The following is a 24,835-nucleotide window of genomic DNA, read 5'->3' as shown; positions in this document are numbered from 1 at the left end:
ATAACATAGAAAAGAAAGGGAGACAAAAAACCAGACTCAGCTATAGATTTCAGGTCTTAGAGGCAAGCAGCAAAATGAATCAAAACAATAAAAAAGAGTAAAACAGCAGTCGCCTTTTCCGAGGAGCTGACTGTATTTTACTCTTTTTTGAAAGTCTCCATTTAAGGCGGCTTTTTTACTTGATAGCTTTATAATCTGCCGCAAGAGCCCGCTTGACAGCCGGACGCTGAGCAATTTTTTCCGTCCAGTCTAACAAGTGCGGATAGGTGTCCAGAGCAAGAAATTCATAAGCTCCCTCATAAAGGGCATCTTGTGCTAAGCGCCCATACCAAGACCAGACAGCAATATCGGCAATGGTATAGTCTTCTCCGGCGATGTAGGGCTTATTGGCCAGCTCTTTGTCCAGCAAATCCAGCTGCCGCTTGGTTTCCATGGTGAAACGATTGATAGGGTATTCTAATTTTTCAGGAGCGTAGTGGAAAAAGTGACCAAAACCGCCGCCGACAAAAGGTGCTGCCCCCATTTGCCAAAAGAGCCAATTCAGAACTTCTGTTCGCTGTGCCCAGTCTTTTGGGATCAGCTGTTTAAATTTATCGGCTAGATAAAGCAGGATAGAGCCGGATTCAAAGACACGGACCGGCTTTCTTTCAGACTTGTCCAAGAGAGCAGGAATTTTAGAATTAGGATTAATGGCAACAAAATCAGAGCCAAACTGATCACTGTCCATAATGGCGATCTTGAAGAGATCGTAATCAGCTGCTTTAATACCAAGCTCGCGCAGTTCTTCCAGCATAATAGTAACCTTGATACCATTAGGTGTACCTAAAGAATAAACTTGCAGCGGTTTGTCACCTTGGGGCAGCTTTTGTTCAAATCGGCTGCCGGCAGTGGGACGGTTGATGCCGGAAAATCTTCCTTGGCTGCTGTCCTCAGCAGACCAGACTTTCGGCGGAATATATTGAGACATGATTTCTCCTTTCAACTGGTGGGATATTTTCAAAATATAGCATAGAAAAAAGATAAAATCAACTAAAATATGTTATGATAGATAGCAATACGTAAAATGGGAGTTATACGATGAAAAATCACTTGCACCAACTAGCAAAAGCAGAGCTGCACTGTCATTTGGATGGTTCCCTGTCACTTGAGGCTGTTCGAACATTAGCTGAAATGGCCGACATAAGGCTGCCGGAGTCGGACAGCGAACTGAAAAACTTAGTAACGGCTCCTGAGAATTCAGAGAACCTGCTTGATTATTTAAAAACCTTTGACTTTATTCGCCCGTTGCTGCAGACTAAAGAGGCCCTTCGTCTGGCAGCCTATGACGTAGCCAGACAAGCGGCAAAAGAACATGTGATTTATATCGAAGTTCGTTTTGCACCTGAATTATCTATGGATAAGGGCTTAACGGCTGTCCAGACAGTAGAAGCAGTGGAAGAGGGCCTGAAACAGGCTCAGTCAGACTTCGGTATTGTTGCCAAGGCCTTAATCTGCGGGATGAGGCAGTCATCTCAGCAGCTGACAAAAGATATTTTTGAGCAGATTGACAGCGCAGAGGGTCTGGATTATGGCGGTTTTGATTTTGCCGGCAACGAATATGATTTTCCGCCGGAAGACCTAGCAGAGCTTATTCGTCATACGCAAAAGATGGAGCATCCTATGACTTTTCATGCCGGTGAATGCGGCTGTCCGAGCTATATTGCTCAGGCTCTTGCCTTGGACATTAGGCGGCTGGGACATGTAACGGCGATCCATCATCATCCCCATATCCTAGAGGAATTTGTCAAAAAGGGAACAACTGCAGAACTCTGTCTGACCAGCAATTTACAAACCAAGGCTGCCAAAAAACTGGCAGATTTTCCCTATCATGAACTCTATCATGCCGGCGCTAAAATCACCATTAATACGGACAACCGGACGGTCTCACAGACAAATCTGACAAGGGAATACCAGCTGTTTGCAGATTATTTCGGTACCAGCCTGACAGATTTTTACCGCTTCAATCAAAATGCGCTGCAAGCTTCCTTTGCTTCTTTTTCCGAAAAGGCAGAACTTCTGGAAAAACTAAAAAGGTCCTATGCTCCCTATCTCAGCGAAAGTATTTTAAAAGTTCCGAAACTGTGATATAATAAACAACAGTATTATTTTGGAGGGAATTATGGCTTTCGCTAAGATTGTTTTTGCTAGTATGACGGGAAATACAGAGGAAATTGCGGATATTGTCGCTCAGAAGTTAGAAGAATTAGGACACACCGTGGATGTGGATGAGTGTACGACAGTGGACGCTGATGAGTTTCAGGATGCGGACATTGCCATTGTAGCCAGCTATACGTATGGTGACGGAGATCTTCCTGATGAGATTGTCGATTTCTACGAAGATTTGCAGGACCTTGACCTTTCAGGCAAGATTTACGGTGTTGTAGGTTCTGGTGATACTTTTTACGATGATTTTTGCAAGTCAGTCGATGATTTTGAACTGGCCTTTGAAGGAACAGGTGCGACAAAGGGAGCTGACTCTGTCAAGGTTGATCTGGCAGCAGAAGATGAAGACATCGACAATCTGGAGCGCTTTGCAGAAGAAATTTCCAGTAAGGTCAGCTAAATAAGATAATTGAGGCAATGAGCCGGTTTAGGAATGAACTGTTGATTCTTGAAGCGGCTTGCTGCCTTTTTTTATGATTGCGGTGCAGAATTTGAAAGCCGCATGCCTGAATTTTCATAGAAAAAGGAGTATAATGAAAAATGAAAGCGAGCGCTTTCATTGATTTTTAAATTTTACAGTGAGGTGAAGGAAATTGAAAAATAGAGATTATGCCTTTGGTTTTCACGATGATATAAAGCCTCTTTATTCGACCGGCAAAGGCTTAACTGAGGAAATTGTCAGAGATATTTCCGAGATTAAAAATGAGCCTGAGTGGATGCTGGACTACCGGCTGCGCTGTTTAAAGCTCTTCCATAAACTGCCAATGCCTAGCTGGGGGCCGGATTTGTCAGGAATTAATTTTGAAGATGTAATCTATTATCAAAAGTTAAGCGGTAAGCCGTCCAGAAGCTGGGAAGATGTTCCTGATGACATTAAAAAGACCTTTGAGCGCCTGGGAATTCCTGATGCTGAACGCCAGTTCCTATCCGGGGCAGTGGCTCAGTATGAGTCTGAAGTGGTTTACCACAATATGAAAGAAGAATTTGAAAAGCAAGGGATTATTTTCACGGATACGGATACTGCCCTGCAGAAATATCCTGACCTTGTTAAAAAATATTTTGCGACAGTGGTATCGCCTGCTGAGCACAAATTTGCAGCTTTAAACGGAGCTGTCTGGTCCGGCGGAACGTTCATCTATGTCCCTAAAGGAGTTCAGTGCCAGATTCCTGTACAAACCTATTTTCGGATTAACGGTGAGAACGCAGGGCAGTTTGAGCGTTCTCTCATAATCGTTGAAGAAGGTGCATCCATTCAGTATATTGAAGGCTGTACGGCACCTAATTATTCCAGCAACAGTCTGCATGCAGCTACTGTGGAAATTATTGTTAAGCGCGATGCGTCATTTCGCTACACGACTATTCAAAATTGGTCTGACAATGTTTACAATCTGGTCACGGAAAGAGGTACGGTTGAAGAAAACGGCACTCTGGAATGGATTGACGGCAACTTGGGCAGCAAGGTCAACATGAAATACCCTTGTTCGATTTTAACTGGTCCGCATGCCAGAACCTCTGTTTTGTCTATGTCTTTTGCTAATTACGGCCAGCATTTGGATGCTGGCTGCAAGGTTTATCACAATGCTCCTAAGACTTCCAGCACACTTATCTCAAAATCAGTTGCCAAAGACGGCGGTAAAACAGACTATCGCGGAACTGTTAAATTTGGCAAGAACAGTGCCGGCTCTAAGTCGCATATTGAATGTGATACAATTTTGATGGACGGTGAGTCCAGCTCAGATACCATTCCTTTTAATGAAATCCATAATTCAGATGTTTCACTGGAGCATGAAGCTAAAGTTTCCAAGGTCTCTGAAGAACAGCTCTATTATATTATGAGCCGGGGAATCAGCGAAGAAGAAGCTACTGCCATGATTATCAACGGATTCATGGATCCGATCACAAAAGAGCTGCCCATGGAATACGCAGTAGAACTCAATGCTTTAATCAACATGAGCATGGAAGGGTCTGTCGGCTGATGCGTGCAGCAAGCCTGGAAATGGAAGAAGGATTGCCTTATCAGTCTTTCTTCCATTTGTCTTGTTAGAAAAAATAAACTATGAAAAAATTTTCTGTCAAATACAGGCAAATCAGCCGCTTCTTTCTTTGGCTGGGTCTGATAATAATGGCTGCCTATCTTGCTTTTATTCTTTATCAATATTGGGATCGGTGGCTGTTGCTTTTTAATCCTCAAAGAACCATTAAAGATTTTGAACAGCAGCTGCGTTCTGAAAATATAGTGAATTTTGTTGTTTTAACACTTTTAACCAGCCTGACCTCTGCCGTCCCCTTTTTATCCAGTTCTGTCCTGTCTGTTTTTAACGGTCTGGTTTTTGGTGCTTGGCTGGGAATGTTGATGAATATCAGCGGCAATGTGCTGGGACATTTTGTTCTGATTCGGGTCATGGCTCATGTGGAGCTGACAGAAAAAGACAGCAGGTTCAATGAGCGGCTGGCTAAACTGGCACAGCTTAAAAATCCTTACCTGGCTTTGACCTTAGGCTATATGATTCCTTTTCTGCCATCTTTTTTGGTGGATTATACGGTTCTTGATACAAAGGTGCCCTGGCAGCGCTGGCTGCTTTGTGTCACACTGGGAGTGACTCCGTCCGGTGTTCTCTATGCTTTTGGCGGCCATGCCCTTATGCTGGGCAATGTGAAACAGTTCCTTTTCATTGGTATTGCTGTCCTTGTTTGCTTGATTGCTTACAAAGGTTTTGAACAAAAGAAAGGCTAGAAGCAGGGCCTTTTTTTTGCTATAATGAAGCAAAGGAGTAGATGATGGATTTACAAGATATTAGAGAGCAGATTGATGCTGTTGACAGGGAATTGGTTTCGTGCTTAGAAAAGCGCATGGCTTTAGTCAGTCAAGTTGCTGCCTATAAAAAAGCAACCGGCAAGGCTGTGCTGGATCCTGAGCGTGAGAAGCTCCTGCTGCAAAGAATAGCGCAATTAGTGACTGATGACGTTTACCGTCCGGCTGTTTTAGCGACCTTTGCCGATATTCTCAAACATTCAAGGGATTATCAGATTAAAACGTTGGGAGAGGATTCAGATGAGAGCCTTTCTTGATTGGGAGAAAAACAAGCGCCTGCTGCTGGTATCAGCGGCAGCTATTCTTGTAGGTTTGCTGGTCGGCGTTGTTGATATGATTTTTGGCGCTGTCTTGAATACCCTAACTGTTTTTAGAGACCGTCATTTTTGGGCTCTCATTCCTTTTTTGCCCTTATCCGGCCTTTTAATCGTTTTTCTTTATGACCATTTTGGCGGCAAAAGTATTAAAGGAATGGGCTTGGTTTTTGATGTCGCTGACGAAAAGGAGGCGGCTATTCCTAAAAGACTGGTGCCTTTAGCCATTTTTTCAACCTGGCTGACCCATCTTTTTGGCGGCAGTGCCGGCCGTGAAGGCGTGGCTGTCCAGATAGGGGCAGCCTTATCTCATGCTTTTTCCCCTGTTTTTTCATTTAAAGAATCCTCAAGAAGTTTTCTGATTATCGGAATTGCAGCCGGTTTTGCAGGACTCTTTCAAACCCCTATAGCAGCAATTCTTTTTGCGCTTGAGGTGCTTGTGATTGGCCGGCTGGAATTAACTGCGCTTTTGCCGACTTGTCTGGCAGCTTATACTGCCAGCTACACCTCGCATTTATTGGGACTGAAAAAATTTACCCATTTGATAAAGGCAAACATAGAGCTTAACCCTTTTCTGTTTGTGCAGTTTGCCCTCTTAGGTATTGTATTTGGCTTAACAGGAACGCTGTTTGCCTACTTGTTAAGAAGAACCAAGCTGGCTTTGATTTTGCGTTTTAGAAGGCCTTACCAGCGCATAGCGATTGTGGGACTCCTGCTCAGCGTGCTATTGCTCGTATTGGGTGCGGGACGTTATTCTGGCTTGAGTACGGATTTGATTGCTGCCAGCTTTTCAAAGAACGGCGGTGTTTATCCTTTCGATTGGCTTTTTAAGCTGATTTTGACGGTTTTAACTCTGTCTGCAGGCTATCAGGGCGGTGAGGTAATGCCAATGTTTACGATTGGAGCAACCCTTGGTGCGGTGCTTGCACCTTTATTCCATTTGCCGGCAGCTCTTGTTGCAGCGCTTGGCTATGCCAGTGTTTTTGGCAGCGGAACAGGAACTTTTTTAGCCCCTATTTTTATCGGCGGTGAAATTTTCGGATTTGACAATATCCCTTATTTTTTTATTGTGGTTAGTTTTGCCAGCATTGTTAAAAAACGCATCAGCGTTTACGGTGCTCAAAAGACAAACCCTAAGATTTAAAATAGCCCGCATGAAATTTACTATCATTTTAAAAAGGAGATTGCATGGCTGAAAAGAAAATTCAAGAAGCTAAGGAACTTCCATACTCTACCTTGCTTTTGCTGGCGCTAATGGGAATTCTTATCGGCGGTATTGCAGGAATAATTGATGCTGTTTTCGGTCGTGTGCTGCTGTACTTGACTGCGGTGAAAACAGCGTATCCTTGGTACTTACTGCCTTTTTTGGGACTTATTGGTTTAGTGATTGTCTATGCTTACCGCACTGTTGGCGGCAAAAGCAGTAAGGGTATGGGGCTGTTGTTTGAAGTCGGTTTTGATGAAGAAAAAACGATTCCCAAACGTTTGGTGCCGATGGCTATTGTGACAACTTGGCTGACGCACCTTTTTGGCGGCAGTGCCGGCCGTGAAGGTGTTGCAGTACAGCTGGGAGGAGCCGTTTCTCATTGGTTCAGCCGCTTTTTTCACTTCCCCAATAAATCGCGCATTTTTCTCCTTACTGGCATGGCAGCTGGCTTTGCAGGTTTATTTCAAACGCCCATGGCTGCAATTTTATTTGCTCTGGAAGTTCTGGTTATCGGGAATCTCGGCCTTGGTGCTTTAGTTCCAATGACGCTTGCTTCTTTTACGGCCAGTCTGACTTCACACAGTCTGGGACTGGAAAAATTTTCTCATGTCATTTCTGAGACGCTTCCGCTGAGCCCAAAAGTCTTTACAGAATTGCTTGTTCTCGGTCTTTTCTTTGGTTTAGCGGGGAATCTTTTTGCCTATCTTTTAGCAAGGTTCAAACAGCTTCAGGCACAGCTGTTTCCCAATCCCTACCTGAGAATTTTAGTGACCGGATTAGTCTTGAGCATTCTCTTTCTCAGCCTTCATCAGGGACGCTATTCAGGGCTGGGAACCAATTTGATTGCTGAGAGTTTTTCCGGGCAGGAGATTTATGCCTATGATTGGCTCTTAAAATTGATTTTGACTGTCCTGACTCTGTCTGCCGGCTTTCAAGGCGGTGAAGTGACGCCTTTATTTGCCATCGGATCTTCTTTGGGAGTTTTTTTGGCCGGATTCTTTCACTTGCCGGCTGAGCTGGCTGCGGCCTTGGGGTATATCAGTGTTTTTGGCAGTGCTACAAACACTTATTTGGCACCGATTTTTATCGGGGGAGAGGTATTTGGCTATGAGAATTTACCGGCCTACTTTATTGCAGCCACTTTTGCCTATGTTGTCAATCGCAGGCATTCCATCTATACCCTCCAGAAGATTAGAGACAATACAGCAGGCAGTGAGGAATAATCTGATCTTTCAAAAAACAGATTGTGCACTTTTATGATATTTCACTTTACAGCTGCGGCAGATTCTGTTACAATAATCTTTGTGTGTAATGGACGCACAAAAACGGCTAATCCGCTGGGACCGAGCTCTTATGATTAGTAAGATAAGGAGAAGAAAAAAATGAATCCATTAATCCAAAGTTTGACTGAAGGTCAGCTTCGCACTGATATCCCGAGTTTTCGTCCCGGTGACACTGTCCGTGTTCACGCCAAGGTTGTCGAAGGAAACCGCGAACGTATCCAGATTTTTGAAGGCGTAGTTATTTCCCGCAAAGGTCAAGGCATTTCAGAAATGTATACTGTTCGTAAGATTTCAAGCGGTGTCGGAGTTGAACGTACTTTCCCTATTCACACACCGCGTGTTGAAAAAATCGAAGTTGTTCGTTACGGTAAAGTGCGTCGTGCTAAACTTTACTACCTGCGCGCATTGCAAGGTAAAGCTGCACGTATCAAAGAACGTCAATAAACTTAAAAAGGTCTTCCGTAAGGAGGCCTTTTTAAAATTCAGTCAGTCGCAGAAAGCTGTGTTAGAAATCCATCAAAGCCAGCTGTTATTAAAGCAGCGGCTGTCAGTCGAGGGTTACTGAGGCGGTTTCTTTCGGCAAATAACAGTTGCATTCCTTTTTGCTCTAAGGTACAATAGAAGGAGTTAATCGGTCCCCTTAGTTAAATGGATATAACATCTTCCTCCTAAGAAGCAGTTGCTGGTTCGATTCCGGCAGGGGATATTTTTATTGATTGAAAAAGACATTGGGAATAGGCTTTCTGGATTATCGAAATAAAAAAGCATTTTGACGCAGTCAAGTTTCTTGATGGCTGCCGACCAAAATGCTTTTTTTGATCTTGTGCAGAAATATAAGTTTAATTGCCGCAGGCAGGAACTTCCTTAGCTCTCAAAGCTGTAAAAGATTTTTTAGAAGGGGAAATTTAAAACAATCAGAACTGACAGACCTTTTGGCTGCTTTGTAGATTGGTGTAACTGTTGACTGCAGCTTGCTGTTCTTAAAATTTAGCCTTATTTTTTGTTACAGGATTTTAGCTTTTAAGACACTATGAGGTCATAAAAATGATATAATATTTTCTATAAAATTCTTAGGAGCAAGCATGGCAGCGAAAAAAAAACCTATTGACAGCCGAGTGGATTATTCCCTTATTTTACCAGTCTTCTTTTTAGTGCTTATTGGGCTGTATTCAGTCTATACGGCAACGATTCATGACTATCCCAATAAGATTCTTCTTGTTATGGGACAGCAGATGATCTGGCTGGTTATGGGAGGTGCTATCAGCTTTATTGTCATGCTTTTCAGCACGGAATTCCTTTGGAAAATCACGCCGTATTTATATGGTTTTGGTCTGGTCTTGATGATTTTGCCTTTGGTTTTCTACAGTCCGGAGCTTGTGGCTTCAACCGGTGCTAAAAACTGGGTTTCGATCGGATCGGTGACTCTGTTTCAGCCTTCTGAATTTATGAAAATTTCGTATATTTTAATTCTGGCGCGCTTAACCGTCAGCTTTAAGCAGAAGTATAAGGATGGGGAAAAGGATTTGCGAGAAGACGGCAAGCTTTTGCTGTGGTTTGCCCTGCTGACCCTGCCCATCATGATTTTGCTGGCTTTGCAGAAAGATCTGGGAACGGCCATGGTCTTTATGGCCATTTTAGCCGGTCTGGTTTTGATTGCCGGTATTTCCTGGCAGATTATTTTGCCGGTTGTAGGAGCAGCGGCTCTTATAGCTGCACTTTTCATGGTGGTCTTTTTGGTGCCGGGCGGCAAAGAATTTCTTTATCATCATATGGGCATGGACACCTATCAGATCAACCGTCTTTCAGCCTGGTTAAATCCCTTTGATTATGCCGGCAGCATCGCTTATCAGCAGACGCAAGGGATGATTTCGATTGGCAGCGGCGGGCTCTTAGGTAAGGGAGTTAATGTCATTGATTTGCCTGTTCCAGTACGTGAAAGTGACATGATTTTTACTGTCATTGCTGAGAATTTTGGCTTTATCGGCGGCAGTATTGTTTTGGCTTTGTATCTGATTTTGATTTACCGCATGCTGCGCGTGACCTTTGCGTCTAATAATCTGTTTTATACCTATATTTCAACAGGCTTTATCATGATGATTCTCTTTCATATTTTTGAAAATATCGGAGCAGCCGTTGGCATTTTACCGCTGACCGGGATTCCGCTTCCCTTTATTTCTCAGGGGGGAAGTTCGCTGATTTCAAATCTGATCGGTGTCGGTCTGGTTCTTTCCATGTCTTATCAAAACAGTCTCAATCAAGAAAGAGCAATGGAAAAACACTTTGAACATTCCAAGACAAAATTAGGAGCTAAAACAGCTTCTAAGGCTTGAAGCGGAAAGCTGGTGTTAAAGCTTTAGAGAGTGTTTGCAGCTTCTCTGACTAATCAAGATAATAAAGACTCATTCTTTAGACAGTGGGTCTTTTTCTTGTGGCTCTAACTGTCAAAAAACTTAAAAATATGTTACAATGAAAGATATGAATTATCAGGATTATATCTGGGATTTAGGCGGAACATTGCTTGATAATTACGGCCTGTCAACCAGAGCCTTTGTTGCTACACTGGCGGATTTTGGTGTTAGGGCCTCCCATCAGGAAGTTTACGACAAGCTGCGGGAGTCAACAGATGCTGCGCTTGCTTATTTTGTGCCGAATCAGACCGGTTTTTTAAAGGCCTACAAGAAAAAGGAGTCTGAATTTTTAGAGCATCCCATTCTTTTTGAGGGGGCTAAAGACGTTCTTGAGAAGGTTGCAGCAAGCGGAGGACGCAATTTTTTAGTGTCCCACCGAGATAATCAGGTTTTGGACATTTTGGAAAAAACGAAAATTGCGCCTCTTTTTACGGAGGTTGTCACCAGCAGCAATGGCTTTGCCAGAAAGCCGGACCCTGCCAGTATGCTTTATCTCAAGAAAAAATATGCTATCAAAAAGGCACTGGTTATCGGTGACCGCAAGATTGATATGGAAGCTGGTCAGGCAGCAGGTTTTGACACGGTATTAGCAGATGGCTCTAAATCTCTGATAGAAATCATAAAATAAAGGTTAGGATAATGACAGAAGAAAATAAAAGTTTAGATCAATTAGCTCAAGAATATGATGCCAGTCAGATTCAGGTTCTGGAAGGTCTGGAAGCGGTGCGTATGCGTCCGGGTATGTATATCGGCTCGACTTCTAAAGAAGGCCTCCACCATCTTGTCTGGGAAATTGTTGATAACTCTATTGATGAAGCTTTGGCAGGCTTTGCCAGCCATATTCAGGTTTTCATCGAAGAGGACAATTCAATTACGGTTATTGATGACGGCCGCGGGATTCCGGTTGATATTCAGGAAAAAACCGGACGTCCGGCAGTTGAAACTGTTTTTACGGTTCTTCACGCCGGCGGTAAATTTGGCGGCGGCGGTTACAAGGTATCGGGCGGCCTCCACGGCGTTGGTTCATCGGTCGTTAATGCTCTGTCAACGCAATTAGATGTCCGTGTTCATAAAAACGGCAAGATTCATTTCCAAGAATACCATCGCGGTGCTGTTGCTGACGATTTAAAGGTTATCGGAGATACTGATATTACAGGAACTGTCGTTCATTTTACACCTGATCCTGAAATTTTTACCGAAACGACAGAATTCGATTTTGACAAACTGGCTAAACGTATCCAAGAACTTGCTTTTTTGAATAAGGGATTGAGAATTTCTATTACGGATAAGCGTCCCGGTCAGGAAAAAGCTGAAGAGTTTCACTACGAGGGCGGTATTGTCAGCTATGTGGAATTTATCAATGAAAATAAGGAAGTCATCTTTGATAAGCCTATCTATACGGACGGTGAACTGGATGGCATTGCTGTTGAAGTAGCCATGCAGTACACGACCGGCTTTCATGAAAATATCATGAGTTTTGCCAATAACATTCATACCCATGAAGGCGGAACGCATGAACAAGGTTTTCGGACAGCTCTTACTCGGGTCATCAATGACTACGCTAAGAAAAATAAGATTCTCAAAGAAAATGAGGACAATCTGACCGGTGAAGATGTTCGCGAGGGTCTGACAGCCATCATCTCAGTCAAACATCCCAATCCTCAGTTTGAAGGACAAACTAAGACTAAGCTTGGCAATTCAGAAGTGGTTAAGATCACTAACCGCCTCTTCAGCGATGCGCTCAGCCGTTTCTTATTGGAAAATCCTCAGATTGCCAAAAAGATTGTTGAAAAAGGCATACTGGCTTCTAAGGCACGAATTGCAGCTAAACGGGCGCGTGAAGTGACTCGCAAGAAGTCGGGCTTAGAAATCTCCAACCTGCCGGGAAAACTGGCAGACTGCTCTTCAAACGATCCTATGCAAAATGAGCTCTTCATCGTGGAAGGAGATTCCGCCGGCGGTTCTGCCAAGTCCGGACGCAATCGGGAATTTCAGGCAATTTTGCCCATTCGCGGTAAAATCCTCAATGTCGAAAAAGCGACCATGGATAAGATTTTAGCCAATGACGAGATCAGAAGTCTCTTTACAGCTATGGGAACAGGCTTTGGAGCAGAATTTGATGTTTCCAAGGCACGCTATCAAAAATTGGTAATCATGACCGATGCTGATGTTGACGGTGCCCATATCAGAACCCTCCTCTTGACCCTTATCTATCGCTTCATGCGTCCTGTTCTTGAGGCCGGCTACGTTTATATTGCTCAGCCGCCTATTTACGGCGTCAAGGTCGGCAGTGACATCAAAGAGTACATTCAGCCGGGCAATGATCAGGAAGAAAAACTGCAGGAAGCCTTGGAAAAATACAGTCAGGGCCGCTCTAAGCCGACTGTTCAGCGTTATAAAGGTCTGGGAGAAATGGATGATCATCAGCTGTGGGAAACAACCATGAATCCTGACAATCGCCTGATGGCCCGTGTTTCTGTAGATGATGCTGCTGAAGCTGATAAGATATTTGATATGCTTATGGGGGATCGCGTCGAACCCCGTCGTGAATTTATTGAAGAAAATGCGGTTTATAGTACGCTTGACATTTAATCGAAGATTTTTTTGAAAAGCAGCTGGAAGTATGTTATAATCGTAACGTTATAGCCTATTTTGACAATAATAAGACAATTTAAGGAGATTAAGATGTCTAGCGGAATTGTATTGCTGATAGTGGCAATAGTGCTGGTAGTTATTACAGCCTACCTGATTGCTGTTATTATCAGAAAACGAAATGATTCGTTAATCACAAAATTAGAAGAACGCAAACAAAATCTTTTTGATTTGCCTGTCAATGATGAGATTGAAGAAGTTAAGAAACTGCATTTAATCGGTCAGAGTCAGACGACTTTTCGTGAGTGGAATCAAAAATGGGTTGATTTATCCCTCAACTCATTCAGCGATATTGAAAATCATATCTTTGAAGCAGAAAATCTCAATGATACCTTCAATTTTATCCGTGCTCACAATCAAATCAACAGTATTGAAAGTCAGCTGAACCTTGCAGAAGAAGATATCAAGTCAATCAGAGAAGCCCTTGCTGTCTTAAAAGAGCAGGAAGAAAAGAACAGTGCCCGTGTTCTGCATGCGCTGGAAATGTATGAAAAACTGCAGGCTTCAGTAGAAGAAGGAGACAGCAATTTTGGGACGACCATGCCCGAAATTGAAAAACAGCTGAAAAATATTGAAGCTGAGTTTTCACAGTTTGTTACCCTGAATTCATCAGGCGATCCTGTAGAAGCTTCGGAGATTCTCGACCGTGCTGAAGAGCATACCATTGCACTGGGACAAATGACTGAAAAGATCCCGGCCATTGTTGCTAAATTAGAGGATGATTTTCCGGATCAGCTGGATGATTTGGAGTCTGGCTACCGCCGTCTCTTAGAAGAAAATTATCACTTCCCTGAGAAAAATATCGAAGAACGTTTCCAAGAAATCCGCGAAGCAATCGGCAGTAATTCCAGTGAGCTGGTTTCTTTAGATCTTGATAAGGCTGAGTCAGAAAATGAATCCATCCAAGAAAAAATTGATGCTCTCTACGATATCTTTGAGCGTGAAATCAGAGCTCATAAAAAGATTGTTAAAAGCAAGAAAATCATTCCGGCTTACTTGGAGCATGCCAAGAAAAACAACGAACAGCTGGAAGCAGAGATTGAACGCTTGACGCATCGTTATGTCTTGAACGAAAAAGAAGAAATCAATGTCCGTGATTTCAATGAAGATTTGACAGCCATTGAAAAAGATGTCCTGCCGATTATTGAGAATTTTGATGTGCAGGAAAAACCATTCTCGCTGTTAGAGGATAAATTTGACCGTGCCATCAAAAAACTGGATCTCGTTGAAGAAGGTCAGCTGGATGTTTTCAACAGTCTGAAAGATATTGAAAATATCGAAAAGACCTCGCGTCAAAAATTGGACGGCTACATCAATCAGCTGCACGCTATCAAACGCTTCATGGAAAAACGCAATCTGCCGGGAATCCCTCAAGAATTTCTGAGCGTTTTCTTCACAACCAGCGCTCAGCTGGAGGCTTTGATGGATGAGCTCAACCGTGCCCGAATCCATATTGAAACAGTGAACCGCCTGACAGAAGCAGCAACGGCAGCTGTAGCTAATTTGGAGGAAACGGCTTATCGTGTGGTTCAAAATGCAACCCTGACTGAGCAGCTCCTGCAGTACTCAAACCGTTACCGCAGTTTTGAGCCAAGTGTTCAGGAAAGCTTTGATATCGCTCTTAAGCTCTTTGAAGAAGATTACGACTACCAAGGCTCTTTTGATGAAATTTCCTATGCTTTGGAAACCGTAGAACCCGGTGTTACAGACCGCTTTGTTTCTTCATATGAAAAGACACGCGAAACCATTCGCTTTTAATAATACTGACAACACTGGTTAGCAAGGCTAATTGGTGTTGTTTTTTATTTTTAGAATAAAGTGCCAAAATAGTGATAAGGAAGTCAATAGCGTCGATTTTTTATTACTAACAAAAATTAAAAAGCACAGAAAATTATGTTTCTTGCAACAATAACTTTGAGATTTGATTAAAACAAGCTTAATGATATTGCCAAGTGAAAGGGAATTTGCTAAGCTAAATATCGTTTAGTCAAGAATGTTTGACAGCTTTAAGGCAAGCGGACAGAATGGCTCTTTCTGGTAATCAGAAGGCAAGGGTTCGCTGCTTGGTATTGCTGGTGCGGCTGGTGATACATGGGGACTATGGATTTAAAGAAGGTATTACAATGCACTTTCCTAAATTTATTAATATTATCATGGGAGCTATACCAATACTGTTACTTTTGTTGGTTATATTTCCAAATAATAAAATGAGACTGTTCATCTATGCCCTACTTGTGATTAATGCACTGGTAATTATTTATAGTTATTTGAAAAATAATTATCTTAATCGCTAATGATTTGAATTTCTCTGCACCACCAATTACTATTTATCTGTGATTAAAAGAGCCTCAGCCGCAGTTGGCGGTATCGGTGGTGCTATTACTGGAGGCATTGCCGGATATAACTTACCATTTTAATAAGTCGTTTATCTATCATCTATGGAAAGGCAAGTCATTATGATACCTTCAAAAAGATCACTTTATCTGAGTTATGGATATTTATTTAGCCTGCCAATTATCCTGCTAGTCTCAGTTTTTTCAGAAAATACAACGGTAAAGATTATTATTTTTGGACTTTTTATAGCTGAATCTATCTTAGTCACTGTATTTTGCTGGAAAGATTTTACAAAAATTTTCAAAGGCATTGTCGATTTTATGAAAAATAGATAGAAAACTAGCGATTGTGCCAAGTTTGTCAGCTTGCAGCAATCGCAGAGGCTTCAAATTCAGTTGGTTGGAGATTTCTGGGTGCTCAATTTTCATCTGAAAAACAGTAGATAGATGAATTAATGACCAAGAACTGGAACACTAGTGACCCAGCTCAAACAAAAAAGTAACGGTTTTGATACCGTTGCTTTTTAAATATTCGAGACAGTATTGCTCAAATTTCAGAAAGAATAAAGTTTTTAGTAGGAAGCATACCAAGGCTTTATTTAGACGTCCGATAACAATTTAGGGCTTGCAATATTCAGAATTTTCTTGTAGAATAGAGAAAAACACAAAAGCGATGAGAGAAAAAGTCTAAGTCACCGGGTGGGTTACAGGCACAGACAAGCTGATATATCTATCCGGCAACAACAGAGAGTATGGCAGCTGAGAACATACAAGACAGTTAGACGACACATTCTTGAGCGCAGGTGCCAAATCATATGAAAGTAGTGCCTGACGGGTTATTCACGTTACGAATTGGAGTTTTAACTCCCTGAGGGCAGTCTGGCGACAGGCTGCTGAAGTAAAGGTGGAACCACGTTTCAAGCGTCCTTGCAATTTTTGCAGGGGCGCTTTTTAAATCGTTATCTGAGGTGATGAGATGATTAGAGGATTGCGGAAAATTGAACCTTATGTGGCAGGCACTCAGCCTGCTGAAAAAGATATCATTAAGTTAAATACCAATGAAAATGCCTATGGTGCCAGTCCCAGAGTTTGCAAGGCTTTGTCAGGGTTTAAAGCTGATGACTTGCGCCGATATTCAACGCTGGATCAGGCTGACTTGCGTCTTGTTTTGGCCGAGAATTTAGGCGTAAAACCTGAGCAATTATTGATTGCTAACGGTTCGGATGATGTGTTATCCATCGCCTTTTTGGCCTTTTTTAACAATCCGGAGCCTGTTCTTTTCCCCGATCTAACCTATGGTTTTTACAAGGTCTGGGCAGATCTTTATAAAACCCCTTACAGAGAAATTACTTTGGCGGATGATTTTACGGTTAAAACAGAGGATTATCTGACGGCTGAAAATGGCGGCATTATTCTTGCAAACCCCAATGCACCGACAGGCATTTACAAGCCCTTGGCAGAAATCGAGACTATTCTCAAAGCTAATCCGGAGACGGTGGTTGTGGTGGATGAAGCCTATATTAATTTTGGCGGTCAGTCGGCTGTTCCTTTGCTTAATCGCTACGACAATCTTGTGATCACGCGGACTTTTTCCAAAGATGCAGCCTTGGCCGGCCTGCGTGTGGGCTATGCGATTGCGAGTCCTGAGCTGATTGCGGTGATGACTGCGGTCAAACATTCCATCAATCCTTATTCGGTGGACTTGCTGGCAGAAGCCTTAGCAACAGCAGCTGTTGAGGACTGGGACTATTATCAGAACAATGCACAAAAGATTGAGCAGACACGGGATTGGTTTTCCCAGCAGCTGCAAGCCTTAGATTTTGAAGTTCTGCCCAGCAAGACGAATTTTGTGCTGACAAAACCGGCAGGTATTGCTGCCAAGGATTTATTTGAGGGGCTGCAGTCCCGAAACATTTACGTGCGCTATTTTCCGAAAGTTAAGAGAATCAAAGATTACCTGCGGATTTCCATCGGCAGGCGGGAGGAAATGGAAGAAGTCATCAGAACTATTAAGGAGTTGACATGAAAAAAACAAGTTTACCGGTTGGTATGCATGACAAGCTCTTTAAAAGAGCGCGTGCCATGTATGAGATTGAACGCAATATCAGCGATCTTTTGATAAAAGAAGGATTCAATCGGATTGAAACACCGACTTTGGAGCATTTTGAAGTCTTTGCAGATGAGGTGCTGCCCGAGCACTACCATCTGTTTGATAAGAAAGGCAATCTTTTAAGTCTGCGTCCTGATATTACCAGTCAGATTGGGCGGGTCATTGCTTCAACCCAGGTGGAAACGCCCATTAAATTTTCTTATTCCGGCAAGGTGTTTAAGGACAATGAAGAGCTGCGCGGCTTGCTGAACGAGCATACTCAGGCAGGAATTGAAATCGTCGGCTATGAAGCTGACCATGCTCTCAAAGATGCCCTGCTGTCCGCAAACAATGCACTGAAGGTCAGCGGTCTGAAAGACTACAAATTTGAATTTTCCCATGCCCATATTTTGCAGACTATCTTTGCGTCTCTGCAGATTCCGGCTCATGCAAAAGAGGAGCTGGCTGTGCTCATCCAGGGTAAAAATATTACAGGGCTCAATGAATTTACCTTTCGCTATCCCAGTGAATTTGACAGTCTTATCAGAGAATTGCCGTTCTTGTTTGGAGAAAGCACTCAGGTATTGGAGAAAGCCCGCCGTCTGAGCCAGAATTCGGGTATTTTACAGGCTCTGGCTGATTTGGAAAATGTACTTGCGGGCCTAGATGATCTGCTTTCAGAGATCACTTTGGATTTGGCACAAATTGCCACCATGCCTTATTATACGGGAATCATGTTTAAGGTATTTGGCGATAAAATTCCGGATGCTTTTGTTTCCGGCGGCCGCTATGACAAGCTGTTTGAGCGCTTTGGTGCCAAGGAACTGACGGCTTTTGGCTGGGCGCTTGATATTGACAGTGTTTATCAGGCCATTCATGATCAGATTCGTTTTTAGGAGGCATTATGACTAAGCAACTAACCATTGCCCTGACCAAAGGGCGGATCGAAAAAGGCACAGTGGAACTGCTGGAAAAAGCAGGATTTGATATGTCTTTTATGGCCGATAAGGGCCGCAATTTGATTTTTGAAAGTCCTGACAGACGGTTTCGCTTTTTGTTAGTCAAGGCACCGGATGTGACGACCTATGTCCGCCACGGGGTGGCTGATATCGGTGTGGTTGGCAAGGACGTTCTGATTGAGCACCCGACAGGCTATTTGGAAATGCTGGATTTGAATTTCGGCCTCTGTAAATTTTCTGTAGCATCGACCAAAGATTATAATCCGACTGACCATAAGCGCAAGCGCATTGCCACAAAATACCCAACTCTCGCTAAAAACTTCTTCAACCAAAAGGGAGAAGATGTGGAGATTATTTCCGTTCAGGGCAGTGTTGAGATTGCTCCTGTTATCGGCTTGGCCGATGCCATTGTTGATATTGTGGAGACCGGCAATACCCTAAAGGCCAACGGCTTAGAGGTATTTGAAGATATTTGCCGCATTTCGGCACGGATGATTGTCAATAAGGCCAGTTTAAAAAATAAGCCTGAGCTGCTGCCTTTTATTAAAAAAATTGAAGAGTTGGTTGGAGACCGGGAGGTGGCTTTTAAATGAAACGTCTGACAGGAACTAATGAAGAAATATCAAAGATTCTCTATCAGGAGCAGCTGGAGCTGAGCCGGGAGAATATCAATGTAGAAGAAACCGTCCGCACCATTATTGACCAGGTGAAAAACCTCGGCGATGACGCGCTGCGTGAGTATTCACACCAGTTTGATAAGGTTGATGTGACAGATTTTGAAGTTGGGCAAGATTTAATTAATCAGGCTTTTGCTGAGGTTGACAAGGATGTTCTGACAGCTCTTGAAAATGCCAAAATTAACATTGAATCGTATCACCGTCAGCAGCTGGAAACGGGCTTTGAAGACCAGCCGAGTAAAGGTGTGCTTCGCGGCCAGCTTATTCGCCCGATTGAACGGGTGGGCGTTTATGTTCCGGGAGGAACAGCAGCTTATCCGTCTTCTGTTCTCATGAATGTCATCCCGGCTAAGATTGCAGGGGTCAAAGAAATCATTATGATCACACCGCCGCAGGAGCACTTTGTGCCGGCCATTCTGGTAACAGCTAAATTGGCTGGGGTTGATAAGATTTACCAAGTCGGCGGTGCTCAAGGGGTCGCTGCTCTGGCTTATGGCACTCAAACCATTCCAAAAGTTGATAAGATCACAGGTCCCGGCAATATCTTTGTGGCAACAGCTAAGAAGCAGGTTTACGGTATTGTCGGCATTGATATGATTGCTGGCCCGTCAGAAATCGGTGTGATTGCGGATGGCACAGCCAATCCCGTCTATGTTGCTGCGGATTTGCTGTCACAGGCCGAACATGATGTCCGTGCACGCGCGATTTTGGTGACGGATTCTGAAGAACTGGCGGATGCGGTTGAAGCAGAAATTGAACAGCAGTTAAAGGAGCTGCCGCGCGAGGCCATTGCCCGTCCGTCTATTGAAAATAACGGCCGCATCATTATTGCAGAAAATGCGGATGATATGTTTGACCTTATGAACAAGGTGGCGCCGGAACACCTAGAAATTGCTATGGGAAATGCTTATGACTATTTAGACAAGGTCCAAAATGCCGGCTCTGTCTTTTTAGGGCACTATACGAGCGAACCGATTGGTGATTATTATGCCGGTGCTAATCATATTTTGCCGACCACAGCGACCAGCCGCTTTTCATCAGCTCTGGGAGTGCATGACTTTGTCAAACGCATCCAATACACCCAATACAGTAAGGAAGCGGTCAACAGCGCAGAAAAGGATATTACAACTTTGGCCTATGCAGAAGGTCTGCAGGCACACGCAAAAGCGATTGAGGTGAGAAATGGCAAAAACTAGAGGTCTTTTGGTCATGGATGTGGATTCTACCCTTGTTCAGGAAGAAGTCATTGACTTGCTGGGGGAAGAAGCAGGTGTCGGTGCCCAAGTTGCGGAAATCACTGAGCGTGCCATGCGGGGAGAACTTGACTTCAAGCAGGCGCTTGCTGAGCGGGTGGCAACCCTCAAAGGCCTGCCCGTATCCATTTTTGATAAGGTCTATCAGCGCATTCACTTTAATAAAGGTGCCAAGGAGCTGGTAGCTGAACTTCATGCGCGCGGTTATAAGGTTGGTTTGGTATCAGGAGGTTTTCATGAAACGGTTGACCGCTTAGCCGAGGAAGCAGGCGTTGACTATGTCATGGCGAACCATTTGGAGGTAGCAGACGGTGTTCTGACAGGTCAAACTTACGGTGAGGTAGTTACTAAAGAGATTAAAGTGCAAAAACTCCGTGATTGGGCTGCGGAAAATGGGCTGGCGCTGGCAGAGACTGTTGCCATGGGGGATGGCGCCAATGACCTCCCCATGATACAGGCAGCGGGTATTGGTATCGCTTTTTGTGCTAAACCCATTGTGCGCCAGCAGGCACCTTACCAAATCAATGAAGCTGATTTGTACAAGGTGATTGAGATATTAGACGAGGTGAAAAAATGAGACAAGCAAGCATCGAACGCAATACCTTTGAAACGAAAATCAAGCTCAGTCTGAACTTAGATGCTCAGGATCCGGTTGAGATTGACACCGGTGTGGGCTTTTTTGACCACATGCTGACGCTTTTTGCCCGCCACAGCCGTATGTCGCTGGTGGTTAAAGCAGATGGGGATCTCCATGTAGACAGCCATCACACGGTGGAAGATGTTGGTATTGTCCTTGGACAAGCCTTGAAAGAGGCTCTTGGCGATAAGGCTGGTATCAATCGTTATGGGACCAGCTTTGTGCCTATGGATGAAACGCTTGGAATGGCCAGTCTTGACTTGTCGGGGCGCAGCTACTTAGTTTTTGACTGCACGTTTGACAATCCCAAACTGGGGAATTTTGATACTGAATTGGTGGAGGAATTTTTCCAAGCCTTGGCCTTTAATGTACAAATGAACTTACATTTGAAAATCCTGCACGGGAAGAATAACCACCACAAGTCAGAAAGTCTTTTTAAGGCGACGGGACGGGCGCTGCGTGAGGCCATTACGCTCAATCCTGAAATTAAGGGTGTCAACTCAACCAAAGGAATTCTGTGATATGAAAATCATTGTTATTGATTACGATGCCGGCAATACGGCTAATGTCTTACGGGCACTGTCCAAAATTGGTGTTGAGGCCGAGCTGTCAGCTGACCCGCAAAAGATTTTAGCAGCAGACGGCTTGATTTTACCGGGTGTCGGTGCCTATCCGACAGCCATGGCAGAGCTGGAAAAACGCGGGTTAGTATCTGCTATCAAAAAAGCTGTAGCTGCCGAGACGCCTTTGCTGGGCATCTGTCTGGGCATGCAGCTGCTGACAGAAACTGGTTTGGAGCATGAAGAAACAGCTGGTTTAGGCTTTATTCCGGGTGTGACACGTAAAATTCCAGCTAAAGCAGGCTTTCCGGTTCCCCACATGGGCTGGAATGATTTGCAGGTCAAGCAGGAAACACCACTGACAGATGGTTTGCAAGGCCAGTCTGTTTATTTCGTGCACAGCTATTTTACAGACGTTCCTAAAGCATACATCGATGTCACTGCTGATTACAGCCTGCAAGTGCCAGCCATGATTCACAAAAACAAGGTCTACGGCGCCCAATTTCATCCGGAAAAATCAGGGCAGGTTGGTTTGGGAATTCTCAAAAAATTTGTTGATTTGTGCAAGTAGCTCAGTTATTGCGAACGAAGTGAGTAGAAACAGCTACCCTCGCTCTAGTGGAATAGTACGCAATCTTTCGAGAGAGTATGGCTCGAAAGTTAGTCAAAAAAATAGCTTGTTCGCTCTGACGGCGCCACTGTATCAGGGGGTATTTCTCTAAGAAAATAAGGACCTAAGACACTTTTTGTCAGAGGTTCCAAACCAATGTATTCTCCGCGTTATTTTGAACTAGATAATAAAAAAGAAAGGAAGGTTCAGGGATAAGATCAAGTAAGTTTTTTGAACTGAACCCGAGCTAAAAGCGTCGTGAAAAAGATAAATTCCTTGTGTGCGAGCACACGTCGTCAGTTTCCTGTTTTCATCTCGCTTTCTTAACGCTCTTGGTATCTTAATTATGCAAATTCTTCCTGCGATTGATATTAAAGATGGACAGGCGGTCCGCCTATTTAAGGGGGACTTTAACCAGAAAACAGTGGTCAACCCTGATGTGTTGGGTCAGGCACGGATTTTTGCGGATGCGGGCATCCGGTTTATCCATGTGGTGGACTTGGACGGCGCTCTGGATGGCCGCGCGACCAACCGCGATTTGATTGCAGCACTGAAAGCAGCGACTGGTCTTGGCGTTGAAGTCGGCGGCGGCATTCGCACGCTGGAGCAGATTGAAGACTACCTCAATGTCGGTATCGACCGTGTTATCATTGGCTCTATGGCGGTCAAAAATCCTACTTTTGTCAAGGCTGCACTGGAGCGGTTCGGAGCGGATAAGATTGTCGTTGGTATCGATGCCAAAGATGGCTATGTTGCTACTGAAGGGTGGCTTGCGACCAGCACAGTTGACTACATCAGCTTGGCTAAGGAAATGGAGAAAATAGGTGTCAAGCTCTTTGTCTATACTGATGTTGACCGAGATGGCACGCTGACGGGTCCTAATTTTGACCATTATGAGCGTTTGGTGGCTGAGCTGACAACCGCCAAGGTTATCGCTTCAGGCGGCATTGCCGAACTTAGTAATTTGACTAAACTTCAAGAAATCGGTGTAGCGGGTACCATTGTCGGCAAGGCCTACTATAACGGCAATATCAGCTTAGAGGAGTTCAAAACCTTTGGAGGATAAGCAATGCTGAAAAAACGAATTATTCCCTGTCTTGATGTTAAGGACGGGCGCGTGGTTAAGGGAATCAATTTTGTCAATCTGACAGATGTCGGCGACCCTGTAGATTCGGCGCGTGCCTACTATGAGGCAGGCTGTGATGAACTGGTTTTTCTGGACATCACCGCAACTTCAGACAATCGCGAAACCACAGTAGACATGGTGCGCCGCGTCGCCGATCAGGTCTTTATTCCTTTTACTGTTGGCGGCGGGATTCGCTCGGTTGAAGACATGAATAAAATGCTCAAGGCCGGTGCCGACAAAGTTGCAGTCAACTCTTCTGCACTTGCTAATCCCGAGCTCATCAGGGACTGTGCTGAAAAATTTGGCAGTCAGTGTGTGGTTGTGGCGATTGATGCCAAGAAACAGGCAGACGGCAGCTGGCATGTCTATGTGGCCGGAGGCCGCAAGGATACCGGCAGGGATTTGATTGCCTGGGTCAAAGAAGCCGTCAGTCTCGGTGCGGGTGAAATTCTCCTCACCTCTATGGATAAGGACGGGACCAAATCCGGCTTTGATCTGGACATGCTTAATAGTGTAGCAGCAGTGGCGGACGTGCCCATTATCGCTTCAGGCGGTGCAGGCAATATTGAACACATGGTGGAGGTTTTTGAGAAAACTCCGGCGACTGGTGCCCTGGCGGCTTCGATTTTTCATTATGGAGAAGTTGCTGTCGCTGACACCAAAAAAGCCATAGCTGACGCGGAAATCGAGGTGCGCTTATGATAGATATAAAACTTGATTTTGCTAAGCAAGACGGACTAATCCCTGTCATTGTCACAGATTATCAGACAGGACAAGTCCTCATGCTGGCTTATATGAATGAAGAATCCTACCAACTGACCCTTGAAACCAAGCAAATGCACTACTGGAGCCGCTCGCGGCAGGAACTCTGGCACAAGGGCGCAACCAGCGGCCACTACCAATATGTCAAATCCATCACAGCCGATTGCGACTGCGACACCCTACTCATCGCTGTCGAGCAAGTTGACGCAGCCTGCCATACGGGGGCTTACAGCTGTTTTTTCAATGAAATATACAGCGAAGAAAACTCGCAGCAATAAGCTCTGCTATTTTTCAAAAAATCGAAAGAAAGGAATTGAGTTTGAGCTAAAAGCTCGGAATCTAGATAAATTATCTGGAAAATCAGGATTTTCCGATAATTTCCTAAAATTCGGTCGCTTTTTAGACGCTCTCACATCTTAATTATGTTAGAAACACTATATAAAGAAGCTCTTGACCGCAAAAAGAACCCTAAAGAAGGTTCTTACACCAACTACCTTTTTGACAAGGGCTTAGACAAGATTCTCAAAAAAATCGGTGAGGAAGCAACAGAAGTCGTTATTGCTGCCAAAAATGCAGATAAGGACGAAATTGCCAACGAAACAGCAGACGTCCTCTATCATTTGGCCGTCATGCTGGTTGAAACCGGCGTGACACCGGACGATGTCAATAGAGTGCTGGCAGCCCGCCAAGGCAAGAAAAGTAATGTCCATGACCGCAAAGAAATCACAAATTATTAAGGAGCATCAAAATGCTAAGCTAGCAGGACATCCGCGATAAGCAGTTCTCTGCTAAATTTCGAGGATATGATCAGGAGGAAGTCGATGAATTTCTTGATGAGATGATAGCAACCTTGGACGCTTTGAAGCAGGAAAATCAATCACTCAAAAGACAGATCAAACGGCTTAAGTCGGGAGATGATTATTTGTTATAAGAATAACAGCAAAACAAAAG

General features: G+C 44.0%; 25 protein-coding genes and 1 tRNA gene. 25 read left to right on the top strand and 1 reads right to left on the bottom strand.

The genetic code is table 11. The annotated features are described in order from the left end of the window. Positions 1 to 175 precede the first annotated feature (175 nt). Positions 176 to 967 carry a glutathione-dependent disulfide-bond oxidoreductase gene (yghU, locus tag AC4HAN_RS01845; RefSeq protein ID WP_491090829.1) on the bottom strand — a complete coding sequence of 264 codons (792 nt, stop codon included), beginning with the start codon at positions 965 to 967 and terminating at the stop codon, positions 176 to 178. 110 nt (positions 968 to 1,077) lie between these two features. Between yghU and add the strand changes: the two genes are divergently transcribed. The 25 genes from add (at position 1,078) to AC4HAN_RS01720 (ending at position 24,815) form a co-directional block, all read left to right on the top strand. Then, positions 1,078 to 2,124, top strand: a complete 1,047-nt coding sequence (gene add, locus AC4HAN_RS01840) for an adenosine deaminase (RefSeq protein ID WP_491090828.1) — start codon at positions 1,078 to 1,080, stop codon at positions 2,122 to 2,124. Positions 2,125 to 2,158: 34 nt separating this feature from the next. Next, the gene (locus AC4HAN_RS01835; RefSeq protein WP_027976377.1) at positions 2,159 to 2,602 is read left to right on the top strand and encodes a flavodoxin; all 444 of its coding nucleotides are present in this window, start codon (positions 2,159 to 2,161) and stop codon (positions 2,600 to 2,602) included. A 193-nt stretch (positions 2,603 to 2,795) separates the two neighbouring features. Beyond that, complete coding sequence (gene sufB / locus AC4HAN_RS01830) at positions 2,796 to 4,178, top strand: Fe-S cluster assembly protein SufB (RefSeq protein WP_491090827.1); 1,383 nt, start codon at positions 2,796 to 2,798, stop codon at positions 4,176 to 4,178. Between the two features lie 80 nt (positions 4,179 to 4,258). Further along, entirely contained in the window at positions 4,259 to 4,936 is a 678-nt protein-coding gene (locus AC4HAN_RS01825; protein WP_491090826.1) for a TVP38/TMEM64 family protein, read from the top strand. A gap of 44 nt (positions 4,937 to 4,980) precedes the next feature. After that, positions 4,981 to 5,271, top strand: coding sequence for a chorismate mutase (locus AC4HAN_RS01820; protein ID WP_491091117.1), 291 nt, complete (start codon positions 4,981 to 4,983; stop codon positions 5,269 to 5,271). Next, on the top strand, positions 5,255 to 6,472 hold the full coding sequence (locus tag AC4HAN_RS01815) for a voltage-gated chloride channel family protein (RefSeq protein ID WP_491090824.1): 1,218 nt from the start codon (positions 5,255 to 5,257) through the stop codon (positions 6,470 to 6,472). The genes AC4HAN_RS01820 and AC4HAN_RS01815 overlap by 17 nt, the downstream gene beginning before the upstream one ends. A 44-nt stretch (positions 6,473 to 6,516) precedes the next feature. Continuing rightward, complete coding sequence (locus tag AC4HAN_RS01810) at positions 6,517 to 7,758, top strand: voltage-gated chloride channel family protein (protein WP_491090823.1); 1,242 nt, start codon at positions 6,517 to 6,519, stop codon at positions 7,756 to 7,758. Between the two features lie 159 nt (positions 7,759 to 7,917). Further along, on the top strand, positions 7,918 to 8,262 hold the full coding sequence (rplS, locus tag AC4HAN_RS01805; RefSeq protein WP_027976371.1) for a 50S ribosomal protein L19: 345 nt from the start codon (positions 7,918 to 7,920) through the stop codon (positions 8,260 to 8,262). Positions 8,263 to 8,452: 190 nt separating this feature from the next. Next, positions 8,453 to 8,524, top strand: a tRNA-Arg gene (locus tag AC4HAN_RS01800). Positions 8,525 to 8,900: 376 nt separating this feature from the next. After that, positions 8,901 to 10,148: an FtsW/RodA/SpoVE family cell cycle protein gene (locus AC4HAN_RS01795; protein ID WP_491090822.1), complete on the top strand. Its 1,248-nt coding sequence runs from the start codon at positions 8,901 to 8,903 to the stop codon at positions 10,146 to 10,148. 145 nt (positions 10,149 to 10,293) lie between these two features. Beyond that, on the top strand, positions 10,294 to 10,854 hold the full coding sequence (locus AC4HAN_RS01790) for an HAD-IA family hydrolase (RefSeq protein WP_491091116.1): 561 nt from the start codon (positions 10,294 to 10,296) through the stop codon (positions 10,852 to 10,854). Between the two features lie 11 nt (positions 10,855 to 10,865). Next, on the top strand, positions 10,866 to 12,818 hold the full coding sequence (gene gyrB / locus AC4HAN_RS01785) for a DNA topoisomerase (ATP-hydrolyzing) subunit B (protein WP_491090820.1): 1,953 nt from the start codon (positions 10,866 to 10,868) through the stop codon (positions 12,816 to 12,818). Between the two features lie 93 nt (positions 12,819 to 12,911). Next, positions 12,912 to 14,636: a septation ring formation regulator EzrA gene (gene ezrA, locus AC4HAN_RS01780; RefSeq protein ID WP_491090819.1), complete on the top strand. Its 1,725-nt coding sequence runs from the start codon at positions 12,912 to 12,914 to the stop codon at positions 14,634 to 14,636. 1,551 nt (positions 14,637 to 16,187) lie between these two features. Continuing rightward, complete coding sequence (hisC, locus tag AC4HAN_RS01775) at positions 16,188 to 17,237, top strand: histidinol-phosphate transaminase (RefSeq protein ID WP_491090818.1); 1,050 nt, start codon at positions 16,188 to 16,190, stop codon at positions 17,235 to 17,237. Further along, positions 17,234 to 18,196 (top strand): ATP phosphoribosyltransferase regulatory subunit, encoded by a 963-nt coding sequence (locus AC4HAN_RS01770; protein ID WP_491090816.1) that lies wholly within the window; start codon positions 17,234 to 17,236, stop codon positions 18,194 to 18,196. Before hisC ends, AC4HAN_RS01770 begins: the two co-directional genes overlap by 4 nt. A gap of 8 nt (positions 18,197 to 18,204) precedes the next feature. Next, entirely contained in the window at positions 18,205 to 18,852 is a 648-nt protein-coding gene (gene hisG, locus AC4HAN_RS01765; RefSeq protein WP_491090815.1) for an ATP phosphoribosyltransferase, read from the top strand. After that, positions 18,849 to 20,132 carry a histidinol dehydrogenase gene (gene hisD / locus AC4HAN_RS01760; protein ID WP_491090813.1) on the top strand — a complete coding sequence of 428 codons (1,284 nt, stop codon included), beginning with the start codon at positions 18,849 to 18,851 and terminating at the stop codon, positions 20,130 to 20,132. The genes hisG and hisD overlap by 4 nt, the downstream gene beginning before the upstream one ends. After that, a complete protein-coding gene (gene serB / locus AC4HAN_RS01755; RefSeq protein WP_491090811.1) occupies positions 20,119 to 20,766 on the top strand; it encodes a phosphoserine phosphatase SerB in 648 nt (215 codons plus the stop codon). Before hisD ends, serB begins: the two co-directional genes overlap by 14 nt. Then, a complete protein-coding gene (gene hisB / locus AC4HAN_RS01750) occupies positions 20,763 to 21,347 on the top strand; it encodes an imidazoleglycerol-phosphate dehydratase HisB (RefSeq protein ID WP_491090809.1) in 585 nt (194 codons plus the stop codon). The genes serB and hisB overlap by 4 nt, the downstream gene beginning before the upstream one ends. A gap of 1 nt (position 21,348) precedes the next feature. Continuing rightward, positions 21,349 to 21,957: an imidazole glycerol phosphate synthase subunit HisH gene (gene hisH, locus AC4HAN_RS01745; RefSeq protein WP_491090807.1), complete on the top strand. Its 609-nt coding sequence runs from the start codon at positions 21,349 to 21,351 to the stop codon at positions 21,955 to 21,957. A gap of 385 nt (positions 21,958 to 22,342) precedes the next feature. Continuing rightward, on the top strand, positions 22,343 to 23,062 hold the full coding sequence (gene hisA, locus AC4HAN_RS01740; protein WP_491090805.1) for a 1-(5-phosphoribosyl)-5-[(5-phosphoribosylamino)methylideneamino]imidazole-4-carboxamide isomerase: 720 nt from the start codon (positions 22,343 to 22,345) through the stop codon (positions 23,060 to 23,062). Positions 23,063 to 23,065: 3 nt separating this feature from the next. Then, positions 23,066 to 23,824, top strand: a complete 759-nt coding sequence (gene hisF, locus AC4HAN_RS01735; protein WP_491090804.1) for an imidazole glycerol phosphate synthase subunit HisF — start codon at positions 23,066 to 23,068, stop codon at positions 23,822 to 23,824. Continuing rightward, complete coding sequence (gene hisI / locus AC4HAN_RS01730; protein WP_491090803.1) at positions 23,821 to 24,162, top strand: phosphoribosyl-AMP cyclohydrolase; 342 nt, start codon at positions 23,821 to 23,823, stop codon at positions 24,160 to 24,162. Before hisF ends, hisI begins: the two co-directional genes overlap by 4 nt. Before the next feature lie 144 nt (positions 24,163 to 24,306). Then, complete coding sequence (gene hisE, locus AC4HAN_RS01725; protein WP_491090802.1) at positions 24,307 to 24,621, top strand: phosphoribosyl-ATP diphosphatase; 315 nt, start codon at positions 24,307 to 24,309, stop codon at positions 24,619 to 24,621. A gap of 29 nt (positions 24,622 to 24,650) precedes the next feature. Further along, entirely contained in the window at positions 24,651 to 24,815 is a 165-nt protein-coding gene (locus AC4HAN_RS01720) for a DivIVA domain-containing protein (protein ID WP_491091115.1), read from the top strand. The last annotated feature ends 20 nt before the right edge of the window (positions 24,816 to 24,835 follow it).

The sequence above is a fragment of the Streptococcus sp. ELY_86 genome (assembly GCF_058314495.1).
Note: the sequence above shows the minus strand (reverse complement) of the source record. Positions and strands in the feature narration are given on the sequence as shown.

What these genes read in the sequence shown, in the direction of transcription:
- yghU (WP_491090829.1), bottom strand. Translation starts at nt 967, where the DNA reads ATGTCTCAATATATTCCGCCGAAAGTCTGGTCTGCTGAGGACAGCAGC.
- add (WP_491090828.1), top strand. Translation starts at nt 1,078, where the DNA reads ATGAAAAATCACTTGCACCAACTAGCAAAAGCAGAGCTGCACTGTCAT.
- AC4HAN_RS01835 (WP_027976377.1), top strand. Translation starts at nt 2,159, where the DNA reads ATGGCTTTCGCTAAGATTGTTTTTGCTAGTATGACGGGAAATACAGAG.
- AC4HAN_RS01825 (WP_491090826.1), top strand. Translation starts at nt 4,259, where the DNA reads ATGAAAAAATTTTCTGTCAAATACAGGCAAATCAGCCGCTTCTTTCTT.
- AC4HAN_RS01820 (WP_491091117.1), top strand. Translation starts at nt 4,981, where the DNA reads ATGGATTTACAAGATATTAGAGAGCAGATTGATGCTGTTGACAGGGAA.
- AC4HAN_RS01815 (WP_491090824.1), top strand. Translation starts at nt 5,255, where the DNA reads ATGAGAGCCTTTCTTGATTGGGAGAAAAACAAGCGCCTGCTGCTGGTA.
- AC4HAN_RS01810 (WP_491090823.1), top strand. Translation starts at nt 6,517, where the DNA reads ATGGCTGAAAAGAAAATTCAAGAAGCTAAGGAACTTCCATACTCTACC.
- rplS (WP_027976371.1), top strand. Translation starts at nt 7,918, where the DNA reads ATGAATCCATTAATCCAAAGTTTGACTGAAGGTCAGCTTCGCACTGAT.
- AC4HAN_RS01795 (WP_491090822.1), top strand. Translation starts at nt 8,901, where the DNA reads ATGGCAGCGAAAAAAAAACCTATTGACAGCCGAGTGGATTATTCCCTT.
- AC4HAN_RS01790 (WP_491091116.1), top strand. Translation starts at nt 10,294, where the DNA reads ATGAATTATCAGGATTATATCTGGGATTTAGGCGGAACATTGCTTGAT.
- gyrB (WP_491090820.1), top strand. Translation starts at nt 10,866, where the DNA reads ATGACAGAAGAAAATAAAAGTTTAGATCAATTAGCTCAAGAATATGAT.
- ezrA (WP_491090819.1), top strand. Translation starts at nt 12,912, where the DNA reads ATGTCTAGCGGAATTGTATTGCTGATAGTGGCAATAGTGCTGGTAGTT.
- hisC (WP_491090818.1), top strand. Translation starts at nt 16,188, where the DNA reads ATGATTAGAGGATTGCGGAAAATTGAACCTTATGTGGCAGGCACTCAG.
- AC4HAN_RS01770 (WP_491090816.1), top strand. Translation starts at nt 17,234, where the DNA reads ATGAAAAAAACAAGTTTACCGGTTGGTATGCATGACAAGCTCTTTAAA.
- hisG (WP_491090815.1), top strand. Translation starts at nt 18,205, where the DNA reads ATGACTAAGCAACTAACCATTGCCCTGACCAAAGGGCGGATCGAAAAA.
- hisD (WP_491090813.1), top strand. Translation starts at nt 18,849, where the DNA reads ATGAAACGTCTGACAGGAACTAATGAAGAAATATCAAAGATTCTCTAT.
- serB (WP_491090811.1), top strand. Translation starts at nt 20,119, where the DNA reads ATGGCAAAAACTAGAGGTCTTTTGGTCATGGATGTGGATTCTACCCTT.
- hisB (WP_491090809.1), top strand. Translation starts at nt 20,763, where the DNA reads ATGAGACAAGCAAGCATCGAACGCAATACCTTTGAAACGAAAATCAAG.
- hisH (WP_491090807.1), top strand. Translation starts at nt 21,349, where the DNA reads ATGAAAATCATTGTTATTGATTACGATGCCGGCAATACGGCTAATGTC.
- hisA (WP_491090805.1), top strand. Translation starts at nt 22,343, where the DNA reads ATGCAAATTCTTCCTGCGATTGATATTAAAGATGGACAGGCGGTCCGC.
- hisF (WP_491090804.1), top strand. Translation starts at nt 23,066, where the DNA reads ATGCTGAAAAAACGAATTATTCCCTGTCTTGATGTTAAGGACGGGCGC.
- hisI (WP_491090803.1), top strand. Translation starts at nt 23,821, where the DNA reads ATGATAGATATAAAACTTGATTTTGCTAAGCAAGACGGACTAATCCCT.
- hisE (WP_491090802.1), top strand. Translation starts at nt 24,307, where the DNA reads ATGTTAGAAACACTATATAAAGAAGCTCTTGACCGCAAAAAGAACCCT.